This window comes from Staphylococcus sp. HL28, assembly GCF_021117155.1.
Lineage (GTDB): Bacteria > Bacillota > Bacilli > Staphylococcales > Staphylococcaceae > Staphylococcus > Staphylococcus warneri.
Map to the genome: position 1 here is coordinate 390,759 of NZ_CP088218.1, position 26,109 is coordinate 416,867.

The 26,109-nt window shown below is 33.0% G+C and carries 26 protein-coding genes and 1 pseudogene; 20 read left to right on the forward strand and 7 right to left on the reverse strand.

Annotated elements, in window-relative coordinates; all coding sequences use genetic code 11:
* The first annotated feature begins 9 nt into the window (after positions 1-9).
* Both LPC11_RS01750 and LPC11_RS01755 read left to right on the forward strand, forming a co-directional pair.
* Positions 10-177, forward strand: a complete 168-nt coding sequence (locus tag LPC11_RS01750) for a FeoB-associated Cys-rich membrane protein (protein WP_023374138.1) — start codon at positions 10-12, stop codon at positions 175-177.
* Between the two features lie 140 nt (positions 178-317).
* On the forward strand, positions 318-782 hold the full coding sequence (locus LPC11_RS01755) for a hypothetical protein (RefSeq protein ID WP_023374137.1): 465 nt from the start codon (positions 318-320) through the stop codon (positions 780-782).
* Between the two features lie 76 nt (positions 783-858).
* Here LPC11_RS01755 and LPC11_RS01760 read toward each other — a convergent pair whose 3' ends face one another.
* Positions 859-2,949: an AAA family ATPase gene (locus LPC11_RS01760; RefSeq protein WP_104681557.1), complete on the reverse strand. Its 2,091-nt coding sequence runs from the start codon at positions 2,947-2,949 to the stop codon at positions 859-861.
* A 151-nt stretch (positions 2,950-3,100) separates the two neighbouring features.
* Between LPC11_RS01760 and LPC11_RS01765 the strand changes: the two genes are divergently transcribed.
* On the forward strand, positions 3,101-4,054 hold the full coding sequence (locus LPC11_RS01765; protein WP_023374135.1) for a CorA family divalent cation transporter: 954 nt from the start codon (positions 3,101-3,103) through the stop codon (positions 4,052-4,054).
* A 47-nt stretch (positions 4,055-4,101) separates the two neighbouring features.
* Here the strand turns inward: LPC11_RS01765 and LPC11_RS01770 are convergent, their stop codons facing one another.
* Positions 4,102-4,437 (reverse strand): YrhK family protein, encoded by a 336-nt coding sequence (locus LPC11_RS01770; RefSeq protein WP_023374134.1) that lies wholly within the window; start codon positions 4,435-4,437, stop codon positions 4,102-4,104.
* A gap of 99 nt (positions 4,438-4,536) precedes the next feature.
* Here LPC11_RS01770 and LPC11_RS01775 point away from each other — a divergent pair, with 99 nt between their 5' ends.
* A complete protein-coding gene (locus LPC11_RS01775; protein ID WP_023374133.1) occupies positions 4,537-5,058 on the forward strand; it encodes a methylated-DNA--[protein]-cysteine S-methyltransferase in 522 nt (173 codons plus the stop codon).
* 91 nt (positions 5,059-5,149) lie between these two features.
* Here the strand turns inward: LPC11_RS01775 and LPC11_RS01780 are convergent, their stop codons facing one another.
* The gene (locus tag LPC11_RS01780; protein WP_231307323.1) at positions 5,150-6,316 is read right to left on the reverse strand and encodes a hydroxymethylglutaryl-CoA synthase; all 1,167 of its coding nucleotides are present in this window, start codon (positions 6,314-6,316) and stop codon (positions 5,150-5,152) included.
* 355 nt (positions 6,317-6,671) lie between these two features.
* On the opposite strand from LPC11_RS01780, the gene LPC11_RS01785 reads away from it, so the two are divergent.
* Positions 6,672-7,952 carry a hydroxymethylglutaryl-CoA reductase, degradative gene (locus tag LPC11_RS01785; protein WP_104681556.1) on the forward strand — a complete coding sequence of 427 codons (1,281 nt, stop codon included), beginning with the start codon at positions 6,672-6,674 and terminating at the stop codon, positions 7,950-7,952.
* A 61-nt stretch (positions 7,953-8,013) separates the two neighbouring features.
* On the opposite strand, the gene LPC11_RS01790 is transcribed toward LPC11_RS01785, so the two are convergent.
* Both LPC11_RS01790 and LPC11_RS01795 read right to left on the reverse strand, forming a co-directional pair.
* The gene (locus tag LPC11_RS01790) at positions 8,014-8,451 is read right to left on the reverse strand and encodes a CHAP domain-containing protein (RefSeq protein WP_023374130.1); all 438 of its coding nucleotides are present in this window, start codon (positions 8,449-8,451) and stop codon (positions 8,014-8,016) included.
* Positions 8,452-8,762: 311 nt separating this feature from the next.
* Complete coding sequence (locus tag LPC11_RS01795) at positions 8,763-8,978, reverse strand: sterile alpha motif-like domain-containing protein (RefSeq protein ID WP_002450133.1); 216 nt, start codon at positions 8,976-8,978, stop codon at positions 8,763-8,765.
* Between the two features lie 174 nt (positions 8,979-9,152).
* On the opposite strand from LPC11_RS01795, the gene cidR reads away from it, so the two are divergent.
* The 6 genes and pseudogenes from cidR (at position 9,153) to LPC11_RS01825 (ending at position 16,329) form a co-directional block, all read left to right on the forward strand.
* Complete coding sequence (cidR, locus tag LPC11_RS01800; protein ID WP_041613728.1) at positions 9,153-10,031, forward strand: cidABC operon transcriptional activator CidR; 879 nt, start codon at positions 9,153-9,155, stop codon at positions 10,029-10,031.
* A 245-nt stretch (positions 10,032-10,276) separates the two neighbouring features.
* Positions 10,277-10,669, forward strand: a complete 393-nt coding sequence (locus LPC11_RS01805) for a CidA/LrgA family protein (protein WP_002466955.1) — start codon at positions 10,277-10,279, stop codon at positions 10,667-10,669.
* The gene (locus LPC11_RS01810; protein WP_023374127.1) at positions 10,666-11,355 is read left to right on the forward strand and encodes an LrgB family protein; all 690 of its coding nucleotides are present in this window, start codon (positions 10,666-10,668) and stop codon (positions 11,353-11,355) included. Before LPC11_RS01805 ends, LPC11_RS01810 begins: the two co-directional genes overlap by 4 nt.
* Positions 11,356-11,399: 44 nt before the next feature.
* The gene (locus LPC11_RS01815) at positions 11,400-13,139 is read left to right on the forward strand and encodes a pyruvate oxidase (RefSeq protein WP_023374126.1); all 1,740 of its coding nucleotides are present in this window, start codon (positions 11,400-11,402) and stop codon (positions 13,137-13,139) included.
* A 236-nt stretch (positions 13,140-13,375) separates the two neighbouring features.
* Positions 13,376-15,442 (forward strand): glucose-specific PTS transporter subunit IIBC, encoded by a 2,067-nt coding sequence (gene ptsG, locus LPC11_RS01820; protein WP_023374125.1) that lies wholly within the window; start codon positions 13,376-13,378, stop codon positions 15,440-15,442.
* Positions 15,443-15,569: 127 nt separating this feature from the next.
* Positions 15,570-16,329: pseudogene (locus LPC11_RS01825) on the forward strand (CPBP family intramembrane glutamic endopeptidase).
* Between the two features lie 141 nt (positions 16,330-16,470).
* Here the strand turns inward: LPC11_RS01825 and LPC11_RS01830 are convergent.
* Positions 16,471-17,526: a zinc-dependent alcohol dehydrogenase family protein gene (locus LPC11_RS01830; RefSeq protein WP_002466924.1), complete on the reverse strand. Its 1,056-nt coding sequence runs from the start codon at positions 17,524-17,526 to the stop codon at positions 16,471-16,473.
* A gap of 217 nt (positions 17,527-17,743) precedes the next feature.
* On the opposite strand from LPC11_RS01830, the gene LPC11_RS01835 reads away from it, so the two are divergent.
* The 4 genes from LPC11_RS01835 (at position 17,744) to LPC11_RS01850 (ending at position 20,757) form a co-directional block, all read left to right on the forward strand.
* Positions 17,744-18,151: an acyl-CoA thioesterase gene (locus tag LPC11_RS01835; RefSeq protein WP_023374123.1), complete on the forward strand. Its 408-nt coding sequence runs from the start codon at positions 17,744-17,746 to the stop codon at positions 18,149-18,151.
* Between the two features lie 75 nt (positions 18,152-18,226).
* Positions 18,227-18,559, forward strand: a complete 333-nt coding sequence (locus LPC11_RS01840) for a thioredoxin family protein (protein WP_023374122.1) — start codon at positions 18,227-18,229, stop codon at positions 18,557-18,559.
* Positions 18,560-18,855: 296 nt separating this feature from the next.
* Positions 18,856-19,704 (forward strand): YitT family protein, encoded by an 849-nt coding sequence (locus tag LPC11_RS01845; RefSeq protein WP_023374121.1) that lies wholly within the window; start codon positions 18,856-18,858, stop codon positions 19,702-19,704.
* 81 nt (positions 19,705-19,785) lie between these two features.
* Positions 19,786-20,757, forward strand: a complete 972-nt coding sequence (locus tag LPC11_RS01850) for an alpha/beta hydrolase fold domain-containing protein (RefSeq protein WP_041613726.1) — start codon at positions 19,786-19,788, stop codon at positions 20,755-20,757.
* A 58-nt stretch (positions 20,758-20,815) separates the two neighbouring features.
* Here LPC11_RS01850 and LPC11_RS01855 read toward each other — a convergent pair whose 3' ends face one another.
* A complete protein-coding gene (locus LPC11_RS01855) occupies positions 20,816-21,145 on the reverse strand; it encodes a hypothetical protein (protein WP_002466964.1) in 330 nt (109 codons plus the stop codon).
* A gap of 454 nt (positions 21,146-21,599) precedes the next feature.
* Between LPC11_RS01855 and pgsB the strand changes: the two genes are divergently transcribed.
* The 5 genes from pgsB to LPC11_RS01880 are packed head-to-tail and all read left to right on the forward strand — an operon-like array spanning position 21,600 to position 26,066.
* Positions 21,600-22,757: a poly-gamma-glutamate synthase PgsB gene (gene pgsB, locus LPC11_RS01860; protein WP_023374120.1), complete on the forward strand. Its 1,158-nt coding sequence runs from the start codon at positions 21,600-21,602 to the stop codon at positions 22,755-22,757.
* A 1-nt stretch (position 22,758) separates the two neighbouring features.
* Positions 22,759-23,211, forward strand: coding sequence for a poly-gamma-glutamate biosynthesis protein PgsC (gene pgsC, locus LPC11_RS01865; RefSeq protein WP_002450119.1), 453 nt, complete (start codon positions 22,759-22,761; stop codon positions 23,209-23,211).
* Positions 23,212-23,237: 26 nt separating this feature from the next.
* Positions 23,238-24,311 (forward strand): CapA family protein, encoded by a 1,074-nt coding sequence (locus LPC11_RS01870; protein ID WP_023374119.1) that lies wholly within the window; start codon positions 23,238-23,240, stop codon positions 24,309-24,311.
* Entirely contained in the window at positions 24,301-24,462 is a 162-nt protein-coding gene (locus LPC11_RS01875; RefSeq protein ID WP_164967140.1) for a hypothetical protein, read from the forward strand. The genes LPC11_RS01870 and LPC11_RS01875 overlap by 11 nt, the downstream gene beginning before the upstream one ends.
* 2 nt (positions 24,463-24,464) lie before the next feature.
* Positions 24,465-26,066, forward strand: coding sequence for a gamma-glutamyltransferase (locus LPC11_RS01880; RefSeq protein ID WP_023374118.1), 1,602 nt, complete (start codon positions 24,465-24,467; stop codon positions 26,064-26,066).
* Positions 26,067-26,109: the final 43 nt, after the last annotated feature.

Sequence of the window (26,109 nt, forward strand, 5' to 3'; positions counted from 1 at the left end):
AGTGACATAATGACAATTATCATTAATATTTTGATATTTTTAGCAATATTCGGCTATGCAGCATATGTATTAATTAAACACTTCAAACAATCCAAGTCTGGACAATGCGGCTCATGTAGTTCTAAATGTCATTGTGATGATCAAATTAAAAGCACCCAAAGTAAAATTTTAAAATGAAAAAAGTTCAATATCTGATTTTTAATATATTAAGAAATGATTGATTAAATATTAATTTACTAGAAAAATGATTAAAACTTTTAAATAGTGATATATAGTCAATAAGCAGAAAATTAAAAAACTATTGGGGGATATTAATCATGAAAGGTAGTAAGAAATTAAATCAGTTATTAGAAGACAATGAGAAGAAGTTAAAGAAATTATTTAAATATGATAAGAAAGAGGCATTATCTTTCACGAAAGAAGACAGAGAAAAAGTCGAGGATCAGTTTGGGGTATATGTGATATTCGATGGCAAAAAACCTGTCTTTGTCGGCCAAACTGGTGGTTATTCAACTGGATATAAACCGATTCAAAAGGATTTAAATAGCAAACTAGCGCAATATAATTCTAAATCTGATAGTGGCACAACCAAATTTAGACGAGAACTTGCGAAAAGTAAGAAAAAAGATATATCAGATTTAAAAGGTGTAACTGCAGAAGAATACGGATTAACATTCCAATATATTAAAGTCAAAGATGAACCAGCATTTATTAATATTTTAGAAATTTTAGCTTTAGAATACGCGAAAAAGAATGACATACAATTATTTAATTTTGCCTAATCAAATTGAAAATGAAACAAAGATAACACGATGGAAATAATAACATTTCCATCGTGTTATCAGTTTAAATTAGAAATTATTTTCCTTTGACAACAATTTCATTATCTTTTACTTCAATATCAATATTTTGGACATCTGTGTGATCCAAATAGTAGTCTGTAATTTTATCTCGCACTTGCTGTTCTACTACTCTACGTAATGGACGCGCACCCATTTGTTCATCATAACCTTCTTCTATTAGCCAAGATTTTGCTTCTTCGGAAACATGCATAGTGATATCTTTTTTATCTAAAGTTACTTGAACATCATCTAATAGTAAATTTATGATATCTTTTAATGCCTGTTTGTCTAAATGAGTAAATTCGACAATACCATTGAAGCGGTTAAGGAATTCAGGTCTGAAGAAACGTTTTAATTCGTCCATAATATTACCAAAGTCTTCGTTGGCTCCAAATCCAGCATTTGATGTACAAATAATAATTGTATTTTTAAAATTAATGACATTACCTTGTCCATCTGTCAAATTACCATCATCCATAACTTGAAGTAATAAGGTTAAAATTTGTGGATTAGCCTTTTCAATTTCATCAAATAAAATAACGGAATATGGATTACGTCTTACTTTTTCGGTAAGGGTATTAGAATTATCATCATATCCGACATAACCTGCTGTAGTACCAATCATTTTGGATACAGCGGTTTGGTCACTATATTCACTCATGTCTAATCGAATCAAAGCATTTTTATTGCCGAATAGATCTATAGCTAATTGTTTGGCTAATTCTGTTTTACCAACACCAGTAGGACCTACAAAAAGGAAACTACCAATCGGTCTATTTCCTTCATCAAAACCAGCACGATTACGACGGATTGCTCTTGATACCATATCTACAGCTTGATCTTGACCAATGATTTTATTTTTAAGTCGTGTATTTATATTTTTTAGTCGCTCAATATCATTTTGATCCATTTGAGATACAGGAATACCAGTAAGTCGTTCTATTGTATCAGAAACATCTTTGACAGTAGCTTCAGAATCATGTTCATTGGCGTTTTGATCTAATTTATCTTTAAGTTCTTTGATTTTACTTTGAATTTGATCTGCATCTTTATATTCTTCTTCACTAACTGCTTTATGTTTATCATTTTCTAATTCAGTGATTTGTTTTTCAATGGCAACTTTATCAATTGCAGGACTCTGTGCTGATAGGTGTGCAGCTGTAATATCTAACACATCGATTGCTTTATCAGGTAATAAACGTTGTGGTATATATTGATTAGATAAATCAACACATGCTTTAAGTACATCATCATTCAATTTAACTTGGTGATGCGTTTCAAACTTCTCTCTAATTCCTTTCAAAATTTCAACTGTATCTTGAGGTGTAGGTTCTTTGACTAATACTTCATTAAAACGACGTGCAAGTGCAGCATCTTTAAGAATATTATTACGATACTCGTCTTGGGTTGTAGCACCAATAATTGAAATCTCGCCACGGCTTAAAGCTGGTTTTAAAATATCCGATAGTCCTTTACCTCCTGATTCTCCTCCAGTTGAGCCAGAACCAATCATTTGATGGATTTCATCAAAGAATAATATAGCATTTTTATTCTCTTTTAAAGTATCTACAAGTTTTTGAATATTTTCTTCGTAAGCACCGCGATATTGGGTTCCTGCTTCGAGCGAGGAAATATCTACGGATATAATGTCTTTATCTTTGATTGACGTTGGCACATTACCTTTTACAATTTCTTGGGCTAAACCTTCGACTATAGCAGTTTTACCAACACCAGCCTCCCCTACAAGGATAGGGTTATTTTTTGTTCTTCTACTTAATACTTCAGCAGTTTTTTGAATTTCATTATCTCTACCAATGACTGGATCCAATAATCCATCTCGTGCTTCTTGTGTTAAATTTCTACCAATTTGATCTAAATAAGTCTCATTGTTTTTAGTTTGTCTAGTATTTTGAGCCTGTTGAAATACATTGGCACTTTGTTCAGCAGAATGACCACCTTGTTGTCGTAATTGATTAAGTTCTTCTGGAGAAATTTCTTTTCCATTAATATAAAACTTTTTGTTGCCAGTATTAGAGTTATCCTGCATATTTTCCATCATTTTTCTTAAAATTGAGTCAAAATCATTACCGAAAAATTGATTGTTCATTTTACCACCTCTGAAATGTAAAATATTGATTAATGATTACATTTTACATTTACCCTATTTCTATATATGTAATCTTATGTATAGCGTTTTGTATAAGAGAATTGTGGTAAATAGTTAAAAAAGAAATAATTATATTAATGGGGTAATCATTATGTCACTTTCCATTTATTATTCAGATGATGGATTGCAATTTTTTAAAGTTCATCATTTCACTGAAGTACCATCAAAACCATCATTAATTTGGGCAGATTTTCAAGATCCTAATGATGAAGAACAACAATATTTAACTAAACATTTGAATATGATGCCTCACCAGCTAAAAGAATCAGTTTATGTTATGAGTAAGCCTACTTTGTATAAGAATAAAAGCAATGATACAAAGTATATCGTGTTACACGCTATCAATAATCAAAACTTTTCAGCAGAACCTATGAGTATAACGATTGATCATCATTTTGTAATAACAGTTCACCAATCATCCATTAATGCAATTGATCAATTAAAGAAACAACTTTTGACGCCACAACAACAGACAATGAGTGCGAATTATTTATTATTAAAAATTACTGATATTATCACAAAACGTTACTTTGATTATGTTGGAAACGTGGAAGATACGGTGTTTTCCTTTGAAAGGAAAAATGTGGATCATACGAACAATAAAAAATTAATGGACGAGGTATATGACATTAGGTCGGAAATAATTAAATTGAAGCGTGTGCTCATGCCTATGGAAGAATTGATTTCGGAAATGATAGATGACAATCTTTTTGCTAATAGTCAACAAAACCAACAACAAATTGAACACATTCATCAACGTTTAAAACATCAAAAAGATACGTTAATCGCTTGTGAACAGTTTACTGATGATATTAAAGATAATAATCAATCTTATCGTTCAGCACGTATCAATAGAGTTATTAATGTTTTAACAGTACTATCTTCTATATTTTTTCCACTTTCGTTTTTAACTGGTTGGTATGGTATGAACTTTAGTGTAATGCCTGAACTAAACTGGAAGTATAGTTATTTTGTATTTATTGCGTTATCAGTTGTAGTTTCAATAAGTTTAATTTACATTTTTAAGAAAAAAGATTGGTTTTAAAATAAATGTATAAGTAACAAAATAGACTAGGCTTAAAATAAATTAGCCTAGTCTATAGTATCATTTGACGTTTTATTTTTGTGTTTTAAATATTGTTTGTGATAATAACGGGATAGTTTTAAATCATGTATAAATGAGATGACAGGTCGGGCTGTCATTTGAAGACTACCAATCACAAATAAAATTGTTCCCCAAGTCATTGTTGTATTACTGAAGAATAAGAAACTACCAATGAGAAAAACAAGTCCTAATACAATATCATTAATCTGATAAATAGCTTTATAAAAACTAGTAATTTGATTGGCATGTGCATGTGTAGCGTCACTATCGTTTTGATTGTTTGTGTCGAAGTGTAAATCAACGTCTCTGCGTTTGTGTTTCACTTTGTCATCACCTCATATATTTTCATAGATGTAAAGTACCCTTAATGGTAAAAATAAAACGATGTTTATTCTAACCAATAATAAAAAGGAGTGATCATAATGGAATATCATTGCTTTTATCAATCCCCAGTTGGCCAATTGGAATTGGTCAGTGATGGTCAATATTTAACTCAATTATTATTTAGTAATCAACAACAACAGACTGAAAGAGTAAACAAAGCATCGTTACCAATATTTAAACAGGCAAGAGCCTGGCTAGATACGTATTTTAAAGGAGAACGTCCACAAGATACTATTCCTGTTAAACCATCAGGAACAGTATTTCAACAATATGTGTGGGAAGAACTGAATCAAATAGAATATGGTAAATTAACGACATATGGTGATGTAGCTGAACGAGTTGCTAGGAAAATGCGTAAAGATAAAATGTCGGCACAGGCAGTAGGCGGTGCGGTAGGTAGCAATCCGATATCTATTATAATCCCATGTCATCGCGTAGTTGGCAAAAATGGTAGCCTGACAGGATATGGTGGGACGTTGCCAAATAAAATCAAACTATTAGAAATAGAAAATATAGACATGACTCATTTATTTACGCCGAAACACACAACTAAGCCATAATAAAAAGCCTAGATGTGGACATCAATGATGATGGTCCGTTACATCTAGGCTTATTTATATTTTAATAAAGATGTGATATTTCTACTAAAGTTTAATATGGAACGTGGTATTCACGAATATTGTCATTGATTGATTTTAAATAGAAGATCGATTGATCATTGTCAACTTCATCTTGTTGTTCATCAAATTCTAATTCATCAAAACGTTTAAAGAATGTTTCGTAGTCTTCAACTGACACTTCATGGCGTTGTTTTAACGCAGATTGATGACCTTCTATATCTAAGTGATTTTGATAACCATCTACTACATTAGCGCTAAAGAATTCGCCTACTGAACCAGAACCGTAACTAAATAGTCCAATCGTTTGTCCACTTGAAAGTTCATGATTTTCTAATAATGAAATAAGACTTAAATATAATGAACCAGTGTAAATATTACCTACATAACGATTGTAATAAACCGCATCTTCATAACCTGCTCTTAAACGTTCTTGAGTTGTTTCATCAGCGTCATCAATAATTGATTCTAATGCTTTTTTACCCATTTTTGTAAATGGTACATGGAAACATAATGATTCGAAATCGGCTAATGATTTATTTTCACGCTTAGCATATTCGTTCCAACTATGTTGGAATGAGCGTATATAAGCATCTTTAGATAATGCGCCATCAACTAATGGATAAGCATGGCCCGTTGGTCTCCAGAAGTCATAGACGTCTTCTGTATAAGCGACAGCATCGTCATTAAGTTGTAAGATGCTAGGATTGTGTGAAATCATCATGGCTACGGCACCAGCGCCTTGTGTAGGTTCCCCACCAGATTGTAAGCCGTAACGTGCAGTATCACTTGCAATAACTAATACCTTTTCTTCTGGACGATTTGCAAGATAACCTTTTGCTAATTGAATGGCAGGTGTAGCAGCATAACAAGCTTCTTTCATCTCAAAGCAACGTGCAAAAGGTTGAATACCTAGTAAACGATGCACTTGAACGGCTGCGGCTTTAGCTGAATCAATTGCAGATTCAGTTGCAACAATAACCATACCGATTTTCTTTTTATCTTCGTCTGTTATAATATCTTTAGCAGCATTTGCTCCCATTGATACGATGTCTTGATTGACTGGACTTACAGCCATTTCAGTTTGGCCAATGCCAATTAAAAATTTATTTGGGTCAACTTGGCGTGCTTCTGCAAGCTTTGACATGTCTACATAAAATTTGGGTACATAAAAGTTAATTTTATCTATACCTATGTTCATAAGGCGTACATCCTTTCAGTTTTAAAAGTAGCATTAGTATCATACCAAAATAATTTAGTGATATACAATGAATATAACAGATTTTCATCTCAATGTATAACAGTTGTGTAAGCGTTTTAATAAATGCTTTAAATAGCTTATTGAATCAAGTTGAAATTAAAAAACATAGTGATCAATGTTGTTATAATTTGAAAATATTAGAATGTTTTATAAGATTGAGAAAACATATAGGCAGTATCATCTAAAAACGATGACGCCTTTATGGATCATATATTTCAAATTTAAGATTAATGAATACACGCTTGATTGCGAGTAACGATGATAACTAAAAATGTTAAATAAAGGAGAAACATAAATGAAAAAGTTAGACAAAGGGTTCCGTCATCTTTCACGAGAAGATAAATTAGAGCAATTAGAATCATATGGTTGGTTATCTAGTGACAATCATGACATTCTTTTAAATCATCCAATGATAGATGAAGATATTGCGAATAGTTTAATAGAAAATGTAATTGGACAAGGGACTTTACCGGTGGGATTATTACCTGAAATCATAGTTGATGATCAACCATATGTTGTACCAATGATGGTAGAAGAACCATCTGTGGTAGCTGCTGCAAGTTATGGAGCTAAATTAGTAAACAATACCGGTGGATTTAAAACAGTTTCAAGTCAACGATTAATGATTGGCCAAATTGTATTTGATGGCGTGACTGATACGGAAAGTCTATCACAAGCCATTCAAGATAAAGAAGTACAAATTCATCAAATAGCTGATGAAGCATATCCATCTATTAAAGCAAGAGGTGGCGGATATCAAAAGATTGAAATAGATTCATTCCCAGAACAGCAATTGTTATCACTTAAAGTATATGTTGATACTAAAGATGCGATGGGTGCTAATATGTTAAATACAATTTTAGAAGCGATTACAGCACACCTAAAAAATGAATTCCCAGATAAAGATGTATTAATGAGTATATTATCAAATCATGCTACTGCATCAGTAGTTAAGGTGCAAGGTGAAATAGACATTAAAGATCTTAATAAAGGCGGACGTGATGGTGAAGCGGTCGCTCGTAGAATGGAACGCGCTTCAGTATTAGCACAAGTAGATATCCACAGAGCGGCAACACATAATAAAGGTGTAATGAACGGTATACATGCTGTCGTTTTAGCAACAGGTAATGATACACGCGGTGCAGAAGCCAGTGCACATGCATATGCAAGTCGAGATGGTCAATATAGAGGCATTGCGACTTGGAAATATGATCAAGAACGTCAACGTCTTATCGGTACAATTGAAGTACCAATGACACTTGCAATAGTGGGCGGCGGTACGAAAGTATTACCAATTGCTAAAGCATCACTTGATTTATTGAATGTTAAATCTGCACAAGAATTAGGCCATGTTGTGGCAGCAGTTGGATTAGCACAAAACTTCTCAGCTTGTAGAGCACTTGTATCGGAAGGGATACAACAAGGTCATATGAGTTTGCAGTATAAATCATTAGCTATTATCGTAGGTGCAAAAGGTGATGAAATTGCACAAGTGGCAGATGCACTTAAACAAGAAGATAAAGCCAATTCAGCAAAAGCAAAAGCAATTTTAGAACAAATTCGACAAGATCAATAAATATAAAAAAAGGACATTGTTTGCAATCCCAATTGCAGTAACAATGTCCTTTTAAATGTCTTTAATAAATATAGTTATAATTACGAGCAGATGCTTTACTTATAATACGTGTACCATAACCATATGGACGATTATAATTGTATTCTGATATTTTGATATTGCCGTTATTATATATTCTTTCTACTACGGCAACATGTCCGTAATAACCTGCTGTTGATTGCATAACAGCATATTGTCTAGGCGTATGACCAGTAGCGTATCCAGAACGTCTTGCGTTGTAATACCAATTTTTCGCATTTCCCCATCGATTAGAAACAGGTTTACCTAATTGTGCACGTCTTTGATAAGCCCACCATGTACATTGACCTTTGTTGTAATAATTTTTATATGAAGCTGCTTCTGACACGTGTGTCTGTTCAGCTGTTTGATAAGCAATAGTTCCAGTTAACAAGATTCCAGTAGCGATTATGACACGAGATAATAATTGTTTTAGTTTCATTGTTTTCTCCCAAAAATCGTTTTTTATTTAGTAACCGTATTCATAATAGATGTAAAAAAGATAGAATACAACATTAGAAACGAATTATACAAGTAACTGTAACGCTATTGAAATAAAAATAGGGTATTTGTAATAATATTTATATTTGTATGCAATTCTCATAATTTACATTAGATTTAAAAGCATAAAAAAACTGCCAATAAAGTACGAAACTTTATTAGCAGCGTTCGACGTCATTTAAGACGTTTTCGAGATGATAGACTCCATGTATTCATTATGTTAGATGAATGCTAAATAACAATTAACATAGATCATACATTAGTGAATTGGTTGAAGACTGACAATGCTCTTTTAACAATCGTCATTGATAAGTCTTCAGGACACGGATTAGTTCGAAAATATGACAATATTTCACTTTGGCTCTTCACTTGTCTAGGAAAATTGTTATCTTGATTAATCCAATCAACCAATTCGCCTAATGGTGTGTCATCACCAAGAAAATTTTGCATAAATTCGTAAAAGCTCAATACCTCACCTCGAATAATCAATTTGAGCCAGATTAAATTATAACATAGTTAACAGAGTGACATGCGATAAATAGCTAAATAAAAATACAGTAATGTGTATACTAATGTTTCATACATATAAAGCTAAGTGATATTGTATAATAAAAGAAACAGTTTTTTGAATGGGTGAGTTGCGTGGATATTAAACATATGAAATATTTTGTTGAAGTTGTGAGGCAAGGCGGTATGACTAATGCATCGAAGTCTTTATTCATAGCTCAACCTACTATTAGTAAAGCAATCAAAGATATTGAAGGTGAGATGGCAGTACCATTGTTTGATAGAGAGAAGAGGCAACTTGTATTAACAGATGCAGGCCAAATCTTCTTTAATAAATGTAAAGAAATCATTGCACTTTATGAAAACTTGCCATCTGAAATCAATAGTTTATATGGATTGGAAACAGGTCATATGGACATAGGACTTTCAGCAGTGATGAACATGCAGACTTTAATTGATATGATTGGTGATTTTCATCAACATTTTCCCAATGTCACCTTTAACTTTGTGGAGAACGGTGGAAAATACATTGAACAGCAACTATTAAATGATGAATTGGATTTTGGGATTACAACATTACCGGTTGATCAACAACGATTTGAAGCCATTTCTTTCAATAAAGAATCATTATGTGTAGTTACCCATCATGAACATCCTTTATCACAGTACAAATCTGTGAAAATGAAGGAATTAATTCAAGAGGACTTCATATTATTTAACGATGATTTCTATTTAAATGATAAAATTATGGAAATAGCTAAAAACGCTGGTTTTATACCCAACATGGTATCTCAAATTTCACAATGGAACGTCATCGAAAACTTAATCAGTAATCAACTTGGCATCGCTATATTACCTTATTCTATTACGCAACTCATGAATGAAAATGTACGTGTGCTTAATATTGAAGATGCGCATGTAGATTGGGAGTTAGGTATTGTTTGGAAGAAAGGGAAACGATTAAGTTATGCAGCGAATAAATGGATTGATTATTTAAGAGAACGCTTAGTGTAATAGAATAATGAAATCTCAATAATATAAAATGAATGCATGCTGTAATACAAATATATAGTAGTGTTCTCCTGTCGGCTCGGGAGAACTTTTTTTATTGCATTTAAGAAAACGCTTCCATAGATTTAAGGAATGTTTATTATTCGAAAAATGTATTTTAATAATAGGAAGATGGAGACTATAATTACAAGTATCACTAAAAAATTGTTGTAACAATTTGGACAAATTTTTTAGAAGGGATAGATCGCATGCATAAGGTGAGAGATTTACTACAACTTTTTGTACAAATCATTCTTATATTACTTATTTCATACATCGGTACCGAAGTGCAGCGCTTATTACACATTCCTTTAGCAGGTAGTATTGTTGGCCTACTCATGTTTTATCTATTGTTACAGTTTAAAATTATTCCTGTATCATGGGTAGACGAAGGCGCAAACTTCCTATTAAAAACGATGGTATTTTTCTTTATCCCGTCTGTAGTTGGCGTGATGAATGTAGCATCAGATATTACACTAAACTACATATTGTTCTTCTTAATTATTATTTTAGGAACATGTTTAGTGGCATTATCTTCAGGCTATATTGCTGAAACGCTAGTGAAAAGAGATGATGTTGGAAAAGGAACGGATGAGTTATGACGAATATATTGCAAGCTACTATCATGATTCTGCTGACGATTGTGGTATATATCATAGCTAGAAAACTACAAGATCGATACAACAATCCTTTTCTGAACCCTGCATTAATTTCATCAATCCTCATTATAGCTATTCTGCTTATGTTTGGCGTGAGTTATAAGGGTTACATGAAAGGTGGGGAATGGATAAATCATATATTAAACGCGACAGTCGTTTGTTTGGCTTATCCTCTCTATCAAAATAGACATAAGATAAAGAAATATCTATTTGTGATTTTCACGAGCGTGTTAACTGGTGTAGTACTTAATTTTATGTTAGTATACGTAACGTTGAAAATCTTTGGCTATTCAAAAGAAACCATTGTAACGATGCTACCAAGGTCTATTACGGCAGCCGTAGGGATAGAAGTATCCAATGAACTTGGTGGTACAGACACGATTACAGTGCTCTTTATAATAGCTACAGGGTTAATAGGCAGCATTCTAGGTTCAATGCTATTGCGTATGGGAGGCTTTCAGTCATCTATCGCGAGAGGCTTAACATATGGTAACGCTTCTCATGCTTTCGGTACGGCAAAAGCACTAGAATTAGATATAGAATCAGGCGCATTTAGTTCGATTGGTATGATTTTAACTGCAGTAATCAGTTCGATTTTAATACCAATTCTTATTTTATTGTTCTATTAAAGGGAAGAAACTCATATAAATAGAAAGGGAGGCTATTTGAAAAAATGGCAAAAATCAAAGCAAATGAAGCATTAGTTAAAGCATTACAAGCATGGGACATCGATCACTTATACGGAATCCCAGGAGATTCAATCGACGCAGTAGTAGACTCTTTACGTACAGTTAGAGATCAATTCAAATTCTATCACGTACGTCACGAAGAAGTAGCAAGTTTAGCTGCTGGTAGTTATACAAAAATCACAGGTAAAATTGGGGTTGCATTAAGTATTGGTGGTCCTGGTTTAGTTCACTTATTAAACGGTATGTATGACGCTAAAATGGATAGCGTTCCTCAATTGATTATTTCTGGTCAAACAAACGATAGTCTTTTAGGTACAGGTGCGTTCCAAGAAACTAACTTATCTAAGTTATGTGAAGATGTAGCGGTTTTCAATCATCAAATTCAAAAAGGCGACAATGTATTTGAGGTTGTTAACGAAGCAATCCGTACTGCTTATGAGAAAAAAGGTGTAGCTGTTGTTATCTGCCCTAACGACCTTTTAACTCAAAACATTAAAGATACAACTGATAAACCAGTTAACACAACTAAACCAAAAGCAATTGCACCTAAATTCAAAAACATCAAAAAAGCTGCTAAATTAATCAATAAAAGTAAAAAACCAGTTGTACTTTTCGGTGTTGGTGCACAACATGCGAAAGATGAATTACGTGAATTTGTAGAAATGGCTAAAATCCCAGTTATTCACACATTACCAGCAAAAGCAATTATTGCTGATGATCACCCATATAACTTAGGTAACTTAGGTCAAATTGGTACTAAAGCATCTTATCAAACAATTCAAGATGCAGATTTACTAATCATGATTGGTACTAACTTCCCATTCGTTAAATATTTACCTAAGAAAAATATTAAAGCAATCCAAATCGATACTAAAGAAGAAAACATCAGTCACCGTTTCGACATCAATGTTGGTATCTTAGGCGACAGTAAAATTGCGTTACAACAATTAACTGAAAATATTAAACATGTTGCTAAACGTCCATTCTTAGATAAAGCATTAGACCGTAAAGCTGTTTGGGATAAATGGATGGAACAAGACTTAAATAATAACAACTCACCATTACGTCCAGAACGTTTAATGAAAGCAATCAATGATAACTTAAAAGAAGATGCAATTGTATCTGCAGATGTTGGTACATCAACTGTATGGTCAACACGTTATCTAAACTTAGGTGTTAATAATAAATTCATCATCTCAAGTTGGTTAGGTACAATGGGTTGTGCACTTCCAGGTGCTATGGCATCTAAAATTGCTTACCCAAATCGTCAAGCTGTAGCTATTGCTGGTGACGGTGCATTCCAAATGGTTATGCAAGACTTTGCAACTGCAGTTCAATACGATTTACCATTAACAATTTTCGTATTAAACAATAAACAATTAGCGTTCATTAAATATGAACAACAAGCTGCTGGCGAATTAGAATATGCCATTGATTTCTCTGATATGGATCATGCTAAATTCGCTGAAGCTGCTGGCGGTAAAGGTTATACAGTAAGAGATGCTAGTCGTTTAGATGATATTGTTGAAGAAGCAATGTCACAAGACGTACCAACTATCGTTGACGTACATGTAGACCCTAACGCTGCACCATTACCAGGTAAAATTGTTAACGCAGAAGCACTTGGTTATGGTAAATGGGCATACAGATCTATCACTGAAGATAAACACTTAGACTTAGATCAAATCCCACCAATCTCAGTAGCAACTAAACGTTTCTTATAATATAAATAGAAGCAAAGTACAAAGACTCAGACAAAATAGCTTGGCTGAGTTTTTTTGAAATTCCTATTGTAAACGCTTAAACAAATGTGTATACTATATTTAAATTTAATATAACATTTGCGTGTTACTGGTTAAGCAGGCATGAGCAAACAGGAGATCATTTAATATGGTCTTGTTTGTTCATGCCATTTTTTATGTGCATGCGAGTGATTACAATATGAGAGGAATGTTTTTACATGTTTAAAAAGCTCTTTGGGCAATTACAACGTATAGGTAAAGCATTAATGCTACCTGTCGCAATTTTACCGGCAGCTGGGATTTTACTTGCATTTGGGAATGCAATGCATAATGAACAGTTAGTCAAAATTGCACCATGGTTAACAAACCATGTATTTGTCATGATTTCTTCTATCATGGAAGCAGCAGGACAAGTTATTTTTGATAATTTACCATTATTATTTGCAGTCGGAACAGCACTTGGATTAGCAGGTGGAGATGGCGTAGCAGCATTAGCAGCGCTAGTTGGATATTTAATTATGAACGCGACAATGGGTAAATATTTAAATATTACAATTGATGATATCTTCTCTTATGCAAAAGGCGCAAAAGAATTAAGCCAAGCAGCAAAGCAACCTGAATATGCGCTTGTATTAGGTATTCCAACGTTACAAACGGGTGTGTTTGGCGGTATTATCATGGGGGCTGTAGCAGCATGGTGTTACAACAAGTATTATAATATTACATTGCCAGCATTTTTAGGATTCTTTGCAGGTAAACGTTTCGTACCAATCGCTACATCAGTAGCAGCAATTATTGTAGGTATTTTATTAAGTTGGGTATGGCCACCTATTCAAACAGGATTAAATGACTTATCTAACTTCTTATTAACGAAGAACTTAGTATTAACAACATTTATTTTCGGGGTTATAGAACGTTCATTAATTCCATTTGGATTACATCATATTTTCTATGCACCATTCTGGTTCGAGTTTGGACATTATACAAACCACGCTGGAGAACTTGTCCGTGGTGACCAACGTATTTGGATGGCGCAATTAAAAGATGGCGTACCATTTACTGCAGGAACATTTACAACTGGTAAATATCCATTCATGATGTTTGGTTTACCGGCTGCTGCATTTGCAATTTATAAAAATGCACGTCCAGAACGTAAAAAAATCGTTGGTGGTTTAATGCTATCAGCAGGTTTAACAGCATTTTTAACAGGTATAACAGAACCGCTTGAGTTCTCATTCTTATTTGTAGCACCATTATTATATGCGATTCACGTCGTATTAGCAGGATCTTCATTCTTAATCATGCATTTATTAGGTGTAAAAATCGGTATGACATTCTCAGGTGGATTTATCGACTATGTATTATTCGGTTTATTAAACTGGGACAGAACACATGCATTACTTGTGATTCCAGTTGGTATCGTGTACGCGGTCGTGTATTACTTCTTATTCGACTTTGCTATCCGTAAATTTAACTTAAAAACACCGGGTAGAGAAGATAAAGAACAAGAGGTCAGAGATTCAAGTGTCGCTAAATTACCATTTGATGTGTTAGATGCAATGGGTGGTAAAGATAATATCAAACATTTAGACGCATGTATTACACGTTTAAGAGTTGAAGTTAATGATAAAGCTAAAGTAGATGTACCAGGATTAAAAGCATTAGGTGCTTCTGGTGTGCTTGAAGTAGGTAATAACATGCAAGCAATTTTTGGTCCAAAATCAGACCAAATTAAACATGATATGGCGAAAATTATGAATGGTGAAATCACTAAACCAAGTGAAACGACTGTGACTGAGGAAGACTCTGAAGAGCCAGTTCATGTAGAAGATATTAAAGAAACTGAAATTTACGCACCAGGTGTTGGTCAAATTGTTCCATTATCTGACGTACCTGATAAAGTATTTTCAGAAAAAATGATGGGCGACGGTGTTGGATTTATTCCTGAAAAAGGAGAAATTGTAGCACCATTCGATGGTACAGTTAAAACCATCTTCCCTACAAAACATGCAATTGGTTTAGAATCAGATACAGGTATTGAATTATTGATTCATATCGGTATTGATACAGTTAAACTAGACGGAGAAGGTTTCGAAAGTTTAGTTAAAGCAGATGATAAAGTAACACAAGGTCAACCGTTAATGAAAGTGAACTTAGCATATCTTAAAGAACATGCACCAAGTGTTGTAACACCTTTAGTAATTACTAATTTAGGTGATCAAACATTAACAGTTGAAAATACAAGCAGTGTTGAACCAAGCCAACGCATTATGAAAGTTAAATAAATATAAGTGCACATTTTAAATTTCTAAAATGTGCACTTTTTTAATAGGGTTGACATGTATATTAATAACTAGCAGTATAAAATTGTATATTGCATTAATACGTTTAAAACTGTTGGAGGTACAAAATATGATTGATTCCAAAATAAATAAGAAAGATGATGTAAGACATAATGGGAATAAAATTATTAATATTTTCATTATTATTGTTTTGACAATCATGATACAAATTCCTGCAGCTATGTCCATTATTGCACTGCCACTTTCATTAAAACTTAACGATTGGTATACTATCGCATTAAGTATGCTTATTCTTGGTTTAGCATTATTTATTGTTTGGGCTATAAGGTCGTATTACTTATATCGTACATACGAAAACCAATGTCATAAAATGAGTATGAAAGATGTTTTTAAAAATATTGGTTTCTTTTTTCTAGCTATTATCTGTAGCATCACTAGTAATGCTTTAATGTTTATTTTTATTGGTGATTCAGGCACCAAAAATGAAAAAGTGATTGATGAAAGTCTCGATTCATTAATGGATAAAAGTCATTTGCCTCACTTTTCTATTGTACTAGTAACAATATTATGTCTATGTTTCATAGGTCCTTATCTTGAAGAACTCATTTTCAGAGGGATTTTTAAAGAAACATTATTTATGAAAAGCCGATTTTGGTTACCTTTAATCATCTCGTCTGTAGCGTTTAGCTCGCTACATATATCAACAAATATATTCTCATTTGGATTATAATTTTTTAATGGGATGTGTTCTATATGTTGCTTATAATAGAAGACGAAATATTAAAGATAGTATGATGGTACATATGTTAAACAACTCTATAACGACGATTCCTTTGTTTTTTGCCTACTTATATATTTACTTTAAATAATAGCAAATCATCTCTTTTAATAAATAAAAAAGTATTTTACTTTAACTTAAAATATCATTTAATAGGGTCATATTATTGATTAAATGTGTAATCAATAATATGACCCTTTATTTTTCAATATTTAAGATAATAAGAATATATTTATGCTTCTGTGATATCATTTTCGATTAATAATTTAATCGCTTTATGATCTGTAGCATTTCTAAATAAATCATATGCATTTTCAATATCGCTTAATTTACTATAATGTGTCACTAATTGTTCTGGTTGAATGATTTTACTTTTAAGTGCTTCTAAAAGTTCTTCTGTAGTATTACCAGAAACCAATCCAGTTGAAACGTTAATGTTTTTAATCCATAATTTATCGATATCAAATTGAACAGGTAAACCATGAACACCCACATTAGCGATTGTGCCGTCAACGCCAATAAGTTTTTGACATAAATCAAATGTTTGTGGAATACCAACAGCTTCGATTGCTACATCTACACCACGATGATTAAGTTTGTACACTTCTTGAATAGCTTGTTCAACGTTACTTGAATTAATCGTATGTGTAGCACCTAATGATTTAGCAGTTTCTAAACGGTTGTCATCTAAATCAATCATAATAATCTTAGATGGTGAATAGAATTGAGCCGTTAATAATGTCGCTAATCCGACTGGTCCTGCACCGACAATGGCTACTGTACTGCCAGGTTTTACTTTTCCTTTTAACACACCAATTTCGTATCCAGTAGGTAAAATATCTGAAAGCATTACAAGTGCTTCATCAGGTAATGATTGAGGTGCATGATATAAAGAATTATCCGCAAATGGTACTTTAACATATTCAGCTTGAGTACCATCAATTAAGTGGCCTAAAATCCATCCACCATCATTCTCACAATGTGCATAAATGCCTTTTTTACAATAGTAGCATTTACCGCAAGAAGAAACGGCTGAAACAATAACTTTGTCGCCAACTTTAAAATTGTTTACATTAGACCCTACTGATTCTACAATACCAATACCTTCATGACCTAGTGTCGTATTTTCAGGTACTTCAGGTGTATCTCCTTTGATAATGTGTAAGTCAGTACCACAAATTGTCGTTTTGACCATACGAATAATGGCGTCAGTACTTTCTGTAATAACAGGTTTTTCCTTATCGATTAATTGTGCCACACCAGGCTTTGCATAGTTATAGGCTTTCATATAAATCCCTCCAATGATATTGTGAATTATTTCACAATAATTATACCACAAAATAGAGAATAATAATTTAATACTAAAAAAATATAGTGAAAAAACTATAAAAGCTTTTACCTATAAATGCACAATTAATTATAAATATCAAAGTTTTTAAAAGATGAAAATATTGATTGCATGGCGTAAAATAGAATTGAATTTAGATATAAAGGAGTTATTAGTAATGGATACAAATGAAGGGAAATTAGTAGTAGATACTGAAATAGAAGTCAATGGCTATGATATTGATGCGATGGGGATTGTGAGCAATATTGTCTTTATTAAATGGTTTGAAGACTTGCGTACGATTTTTATCAATCAGTATATGAATTATTCTGAAATGATGACACAAGGCATCTCACCGATATTAATGAAAACAGAAGTAGAGTATAAAGTACCTGTGACGATACATGATCGTCCAAGAGCGCGTTGTTGGATGATCAAAGCGAGTAAGATGAAATGGGTTTTTAAATTTGAAATTACGACTAACGATAAAGTTCACTGTATTGGCTATCAAACGGGCGGCTTTTATGACTTAGAAAAACAAAAGATAACAAAATTGCCACAAGTTTTCCAAGATATCTTAAAATAGAGTGGAAGTTGATTGACGAGAGTGAACTGCATACCTTATGATATATACCAATTTCATAGCAAGAGGGTGTATGATATGGTTGAATCAATTCGTGATGTAGCCCAATTTAAAACATTAATTAATACGAAATCTTTAGTAGTGATACATGTAATGAGGGAACATTGTAATGTTTGTCATGCTGTTTTACCACAATTGAAAGATATCTTAGACACGTCGTATCCAAAAGTGACATTGGCGATTATAAACCAAAATGAAGTACCCGAGATTGCAGGAGAGCTAACTATTTTTACAGTACCTGTTGATTTGATATTTATGAATGGTAAAGAAATGCATAGACAAGGTAGATTTATTGATATGCAGTCATTCGAAAGACAATTAGCTATTATGTATGAACAAATAGATGATTAAATCATAAAGACGCCTCAAATTGATAATTCAATTTGGGGTTCTTTTTTATGGAAAAATCAATATTAATTTAACCCGAGTTGTTGGGGCAAAGATATGATAGATGTTATGATAAAAAACGTGTGAAAATTTCAGATTGTAGTATGATATAGCGTTATTAAACATTATTTAAGATGTTAAGAGCTGACGTTTAATAAAAGAAGAACAGTGATGATTTAATAATGTTAGTGATATCCTTGTATGCTTTTTAGCGCTTATCAATATGCTTTTAATTATTGTTGTGAAATAAGGAGGCTCAAATGGAAAAACATTCTCGTAGTTATCATATTAAAAATACTATTTTTTGTTTGTTAGGTACATTGTTAATTGCGCTTGGAGTTAACTGTTTTGTTATTCCTGGGAATTTAGGTGAAGGTGGCGCTATCGGTATGTCTTTAGTGCTAAAGTATACACTTGGTTTATCACCGGCACTAACATCTTTCGTCATCAATGCCTTTTTAATAGTTATCGGTTGGAAGTATTTAAGTAAAACAACGGCCATTTATACAGTCATTACTATTACTGCAAGTTCCGTTTTCTTGGATTTAACAAAGTCTTTAAGTTTGGGTATTGATGAAAACTTTATTAATGCTGTATTTGCAGGTGTATTTATTGGTGTAGGTTCTGGTCTAGTCATTGCTTCTAGAAGTACGCTAGGTGGGACATCAGTTATTGCACGAATTATTAGTAAATATTCCGAAGTAAAAACATCGCAAGCGTTATTTATTCTAGATGCACTTGTCGTATTATCATTCTTAATCGTATTGCCAGTGACTAATGTGCTATATACAATTGTTATGTTGTTTATTGTCGAGAAAGCAATGGCATTTGTCGTTGAAGGTTTCAATCCTAAAAAAGCGGTAACCGTTATTTCTGATCATAATAAAGAGATTAGTTCGGAAATATATCAAGCAACTGGCAGAGGTTCAACATTATTAGATGGTAAAGGCGCATATCAACTTGATAATACAGATATATTATACGCAGTAGTATCTCAAACACAAATCGCTACAGTTAAAAAGATTGTCAATCGATATGACGACCAAGCCTTTTTAGTTATCCATGACGTAAGAGACGTTTTAGGTAACGGCTTTATGAATATCAAATAATAAAATGTGATGAGCGTTTGTAAGACCAATCACAAGAAATTGTTATATGATAGTAGTAAAGAATATAGGAGGTGCGTGTCATTGTTTAAAAGAGTACTTGCTGTAATTAGCTCAACTGTTTTAGGAAGTATATTATTTGCTAAAGTTAAAGAAAAAAGAAGTTACCGTAGTTTTGTGCAGGAGAAAATGATGCGATTAAATGGTATGAAAAAGTCATTTGATAATGTTGAAGGAGCTAAAAAAGCACTTGAACGAACTAAAGAAGAGACGGCTGGTAAATACGGTGGCACACCGTATGAATTTAAACATCATGTGAAGATAAGAGATTATTATGGTTCACTTGTTTATATTGTTAATGATCAAAGCGACCGTAAACAAAAAACGGTATTATATATACACGGTGGTGCTTGGTTCCAAGATCCATTACCGTATCACTTCGAATTTATCGATTTGCTTGCAGAAACGTTAAATGCCAAAGTTGTAATGCCAGTCTATCCGAAAGTGCCGCATAGAGATTATGTGACAACAGATGTATTGTTGCATCATCTATACCAAAACTTACTTCAAAAAGTTGATGATGCTGAACAAATAGTGATAATGGGTGATTCTGCAGGCGGTCAAATTGCCTTATCATTTGCACAGTCTTTAAAAGAAAAACAATTACCTCAACCAGGACACATTGTTCTTTTATCACCAGTACTAGATGCTACATTTAGTAATCCAGAAGCCAAGAAGTATGAACAGGAAGACCCTATGTTAGGTATAGAAGGTAGTAAATATTTAGCTACATTATGGGCAGGCGATACGCCTTTAGAGGATTATAGAATCTCACCTATTAATGGGGAGATGGAAGGACTTGGTCATATTACGATTGTGATAGGTACAAAAGAAACGTTGTATCCTGATGCACTCAAACTCTCTCATATGCTCAACGACAAAGGCATTGCGCATGACTTTATACAAGGCTATAATCTGTTTCATATTTATCCTATTTTTCCGTTACCAGAACGCGAGCGTTTCTTAAAACAACTTCAAGAAATCATAAAAAAATAACCCTATGCCAAATAATTTTTGCTAGGGTTTGTTTGGAATATAACAGCGAATTCATTTATCAGTATGTTTGATAATTTGAATTCGCTGTTTTGTTATCTATATGTTCATTTTGATGCTTACTATTGTCATTTGTATCTACATTTTTATAATTTGTTGCTGTATATGAATGAGATTTTGATGAAGCTTCTTCATTTTTAAGAGAAGTGTTGACAGCTTCATCGCTATTACGAGTTTTATTGTTTATCTTCGTATGATCTGTATCTAGTACAGAATTAGTCATGTCTTTCCCTTGTAAACTCCCAATTAGAATGAATGATAAGTATAAAGTTGTCACAATTAAGATAATCGCCAAATAAATACCGATAGCGAATTTAACTGACTTTTGCATTCTTCTCCTCCTAAGGTCTGAGTAACTACACTCTTAATGTAACATTTAATTTTTAAGATAGTGTAAATTCCTAGTAAAAAATATATAACTTAATCAAACGTTGGTACAAACTCATTTAACTATTAATATCGCTAATAATGTAAGCTTATCTGTTAAATCGGGAATCGTATCTTTACATTCCTTTACATATTTTTAATCTTTGATTAATAGAATTAAAACTGAGTCAATAACCAAATGATAGGCTACTACTTGTAAGTAGTAGATTAAGCATTTTCGAGTAAGAATTTTAAGCTAATATTTAAAATATATTGACTTTTAATTAATAACTTTTATAGACTTTATAGTGATGGAAACGTTTGAATAATTTGTATTTATCTAATTTTATTTAAATATAAATCTACATGTATTGTTCCATTCATAATTTAATATACATAGAAAAGAGAGGGATTACAGCGTGATTCTCATAATAGTATGTGTCGTGTTGATTCTATGGCTAGGCATTAAGGAGAAAAATCGCCATGCGAATCGACTTAAGAAAATCCCTATACGTATCAATATTAATGGTATTCGAGGTAAATCAACAATAACTCGAATGGCGTATAGTGTGCTTAGAGAAGACCACTATAGAGTCATAGGGAAGACAACAGGAACTGACGCAAGAATGATGTACTGGTTTACCCAAAAAGAGTACCCAGTGATTAGAAAACCTCAAGGTGCTAATATTGGTGAGCAACGTGATATCATTCGTAAGGTTGTTAAACAAAAGGCGAATGCACTTGTTAACGAATGTATGGCTGTTAACCCAGATTATCAAATTACTTTCCAAAAGGATTTAGTAAAAGCGAATATTGGCGTTATTGTCAATGTTATGGAAGACCATATGGATGTGCTAGGTCCAACATTGCAAGATGTTGCTCAATCATTTACGGCAACTATTCCATACAAAGGTAAATTAGTTGTAATGAAAGATGAATTTACAGAATTTTTTGCTAAAGAAGCCAAAAAGCGTAAAACAGAATTAATCGTTGTGGACAAAGATCAAATACCAGAGTCTTACTTAAGAAAGTTTGATTATTTAGTCTTTCCAGATAACGTAGCTATCGTGTTAGGTATTGCTCAAGCAGTTGGCATTGATAGTGAGACAGCCTTAGAAGGTATGTTAAATGCACCAGCAGATCCAGGAGCAGTAAGAATTAAATACTTCCATGCCAATAACACCAAAAATGTATTTGTTAACGCGTTTGCTGCTAATGAACCACAATCCACAAAAGCTATTTTAAATAAGGTGGAATCATACAATTATCCTTATACGAAAAAAGTGGTCATTTTAAATTGTCGATCTGACAGAATTGATAGAACGCAACTATTTGTTGATAATTTCTTAGAAGATATTGATTACGATACGTTGATTTGTACCGGAAAAAGTACTCAGATGGTGTCAGATTTAATGCATCGTTTACCTGAAAAGAGATATTTGAACTTTGAAGGACAAGATTTTACAGAAATTGAAAAAGCTATTATGAAAGAATCGGACAATGCACTTGTCTTTTGTGTAGGTAATATCCACGGCCCAGGTGGAAGAATAGCGGAATTCATAGAAGGGATAGAATAAAATGATAGGTTCAGAATTATATTTCTCCTTATTTGTAGGTGTAGTTCTCAGTCTTATTTTTGCTGAGAAATTTGGTATTAACCCTGCAGGATTGGTTGTACCAGGTTATTTAGCTTTAATTTTTGATCAACCCATCATGCTATTATCAGTACTTATTATTAGTTGTTTAACATTCTTCATTGTAAATAATGGTATTAGTAAATGGGTTATTTTATATGGTAGAAGAAAGTTCGCAGCCATGATTCTAACAGGTATGGTATTGAAGTTTATATTTGATTTGATTTATCCATTGACCCCATTTGAAATGGTCGAAGTGTCCGGTATTGGGGTAGTAATTCCTGGTATCATCGCTAACACAATTCAAAAACAAGGTGTTGTAATAACATTATCATCTACTATGTTATTAACATGTATTACATATGTCATCTTGTTCTTATACAGTTTTATTAATTAATCAAGAACAAGGAGCGCGTAATAACAATGAAAAAGAAAAAACGATTAACGCCAAGCGAATGGTTGCTCAAACAATCTAAACGACATAAGCGTAGAAATACGTTGTATACAGCCATCGTCCTTCTTATCGCTTTAGTATTAATAGTCTTCGCTATTCGCGCGGTCAAAGTAGTACCAGTTAAGAGTGATGCGAAAGATCCTAGCAGTATCCGAATGACATATTTAGGCAATATTACGTTAAATAAACATATTCGTCAAAATAATCTCAATAGTGTCTTTTCTGGTTTACAAGATCCGTTGAAAAATAGTGATTTCTCAACAGCATCGCTATTAGTTAATGACTTTTCAAATGATCCTAAGAAAGAAATTGAAAAGAATTTAGAAAATATCATGTTCTTAAAGAAACAAAATATTAAAAGTGTCAATTTAATTAACCAAACAGCCGACAATGTTACAGCTAGAGACTTAATGGAGAAAGTAGAATCGCAAGCAGGATACAACTTCTTAACGGGTAATGGTTCAAACCCTATCAACAGTAAAACAATTCAACAAAATATTAAAGGTAAAAAAATTGCGAATGTATCCTTTACAGATGTTGAATCGAATTATGCAGAGCCACTTAAAAATACGACGTCTATTAGTTTAGATCCAGATATTTTTTATCCATTAATCAAAAAGTTAAAAGAGAACAATGACTATGTCGTTGTAAATGTCGACTGGGGTATTCCTAATGAAAGAAATGTTACAGATCGTCAAAGAGAATATGCACATGCGCTATCAAAAGCAGGTGCTGATGTCATTATCGGTCATAATTCAGTCATTCAAAAAGTTGAAAAATATAAGAATACACCTATTTTTTATAGCCTAGGAAATACGACATCAGATGATTTCCTATCTAAAAATCAAAAAGGTATGGTTGTTCAAGATAATTGGAAAGGTAAAAAACATAAGTTCCATCTTACACCAATTCAATCTAAAGACGGTAAAATTTCCGAAGATGATATGAATAAGATGGACCATAAACGTTTCCAAAATAATATTAAAGATCAGTCAATCAATCTTAAAAAAGCTGACGATGGAGGTTATACATTTGAATATTAAAAAGCATTGGCTACCGATTACTGTCATTATTATAGTCATTATCATTTTCCTACTCGTCATATTTGCAAGAGCGAATGAAGGTTTAGATAGTTATGAACAACAAGAACTGAAAAATGGAGAACAGCAATATCTTTCAAAAGGGGCCAGTTAGGAATGAACATATACAATAAAGCAACCTTGACTGTCATTTTAATTATTACCATTATTATTTCGTTTGTCTTTTACTTCTTCACCTCAGATGAAAAGGTAGATAAAGATAAGCTATATGAAAATAAAATAGCTAATCATAAAAAGCCGGGAACTAAAAATTATGGGATTGCATCCAATAATGCAATTGCTACCAAAATAGGTGAAAAGGTAATAGAAGATGGCGGTAATGCAACAGATGCTGCATTTGCAGTGTCATATGCATTAGCAGTGACTGAGCCACATTCATCTGGATTAGGTGGCGGTGGCGCAACGCTAACGTACGATGGTAAAGATGGCCAAGTACCAAACTTATACGAATATAAAACATATTCTTCTTATAACTTTAAACAAGGTGACAAAATCGGTACCCCTGGGTTTGTAAGAGGGATGCATGATATGCATGAAAAAGAAGGTAAGATGGATGAGAAGAAACTCTTTGATTACGTTATTCCACTTGCTAAAGATGGATTTGAAGTTGATTCAGAGTTAGAGCGTAGCTTGAAAATATATGGTTCTAAAATTGATCGAAATTCACCATTCTTTAAAGGTAAACAAACAGTGCGTGAAGGCGATGTAGTAAAACAGGAAAAACTAGCAGATACGTTAACTAAAATACGTGACAAAGGTCCCGATTACTTCTACAAAGATGTAGGTAAAAGCGTTTCTAAACAACTAGATAATAAACTAACCGAAAAAGATTTTACGACATTTAAGACTGAAAAGAAAGAACCGGTAAGTACAGATTATTTAGGTAACAAAGTTTATTCAGCTTCTAATCCACTAGGTGGGACATTAACACTACAAGGTCTCAAAATTGACGAAAAGGAAAATCAAGATACCGCTGATCGAAATAGCTATATTAAAGGTATCTTGGAATCCCGAGATATCATGTATAGTAACCGTGATGTTGTTAATGGCGCAGAGCCAAGTAGTGAAGAACATTTATCGGATGACTACTTATTAGGTGAACTTAATAAAGTCAATGTTGGTACAGCAGGCGAAGGTGGTAGTGATTTCAATCCTATCCAAACAGATAACACTAGTACAACACACTTTGTTGTGATTGATAAACAAGGTAAAGTTGCAAGTACAACAAACACGTTATCAAGTTACTTTGGTTCAGGTGACTTTATGAAAGAAGGCTTCTATATGAATAACTCATTAGGCGACTTCTCTAAATCACCATCAAGTCCAAACTATGGTGAAAAGCATAAAGCACCACGTTCATTTATTTCACCATCTATCATCGTTGGTACAGATTTCTATATGGGTATCGGTACACCAGGTGGTAACAAGATTCCAACGATGTTAAATGAAGTCATAGTCGATTATTTAAGAGGTGACGGTACGTTACAAGAAGCAGTAGATAAACCACGTTTCTATAATGATGGTGGCACGATTTACTATGAAAATGCGATTGATGATAAAGATTTAGACATCTTCAAGAGTATGGGATATGCTGTGAAAGAAAAGCGTAACGATCCAAACTTTGGTAGTGTTCAAGGCGCTGTGTATGATAAGAAAAACAAAAAAGTAGATGTCGGATCTGACGTTGGTAACAGATAAGGCAATACTATTAAAAAAGACGTGAGGCAAAGGCCCCACGTCT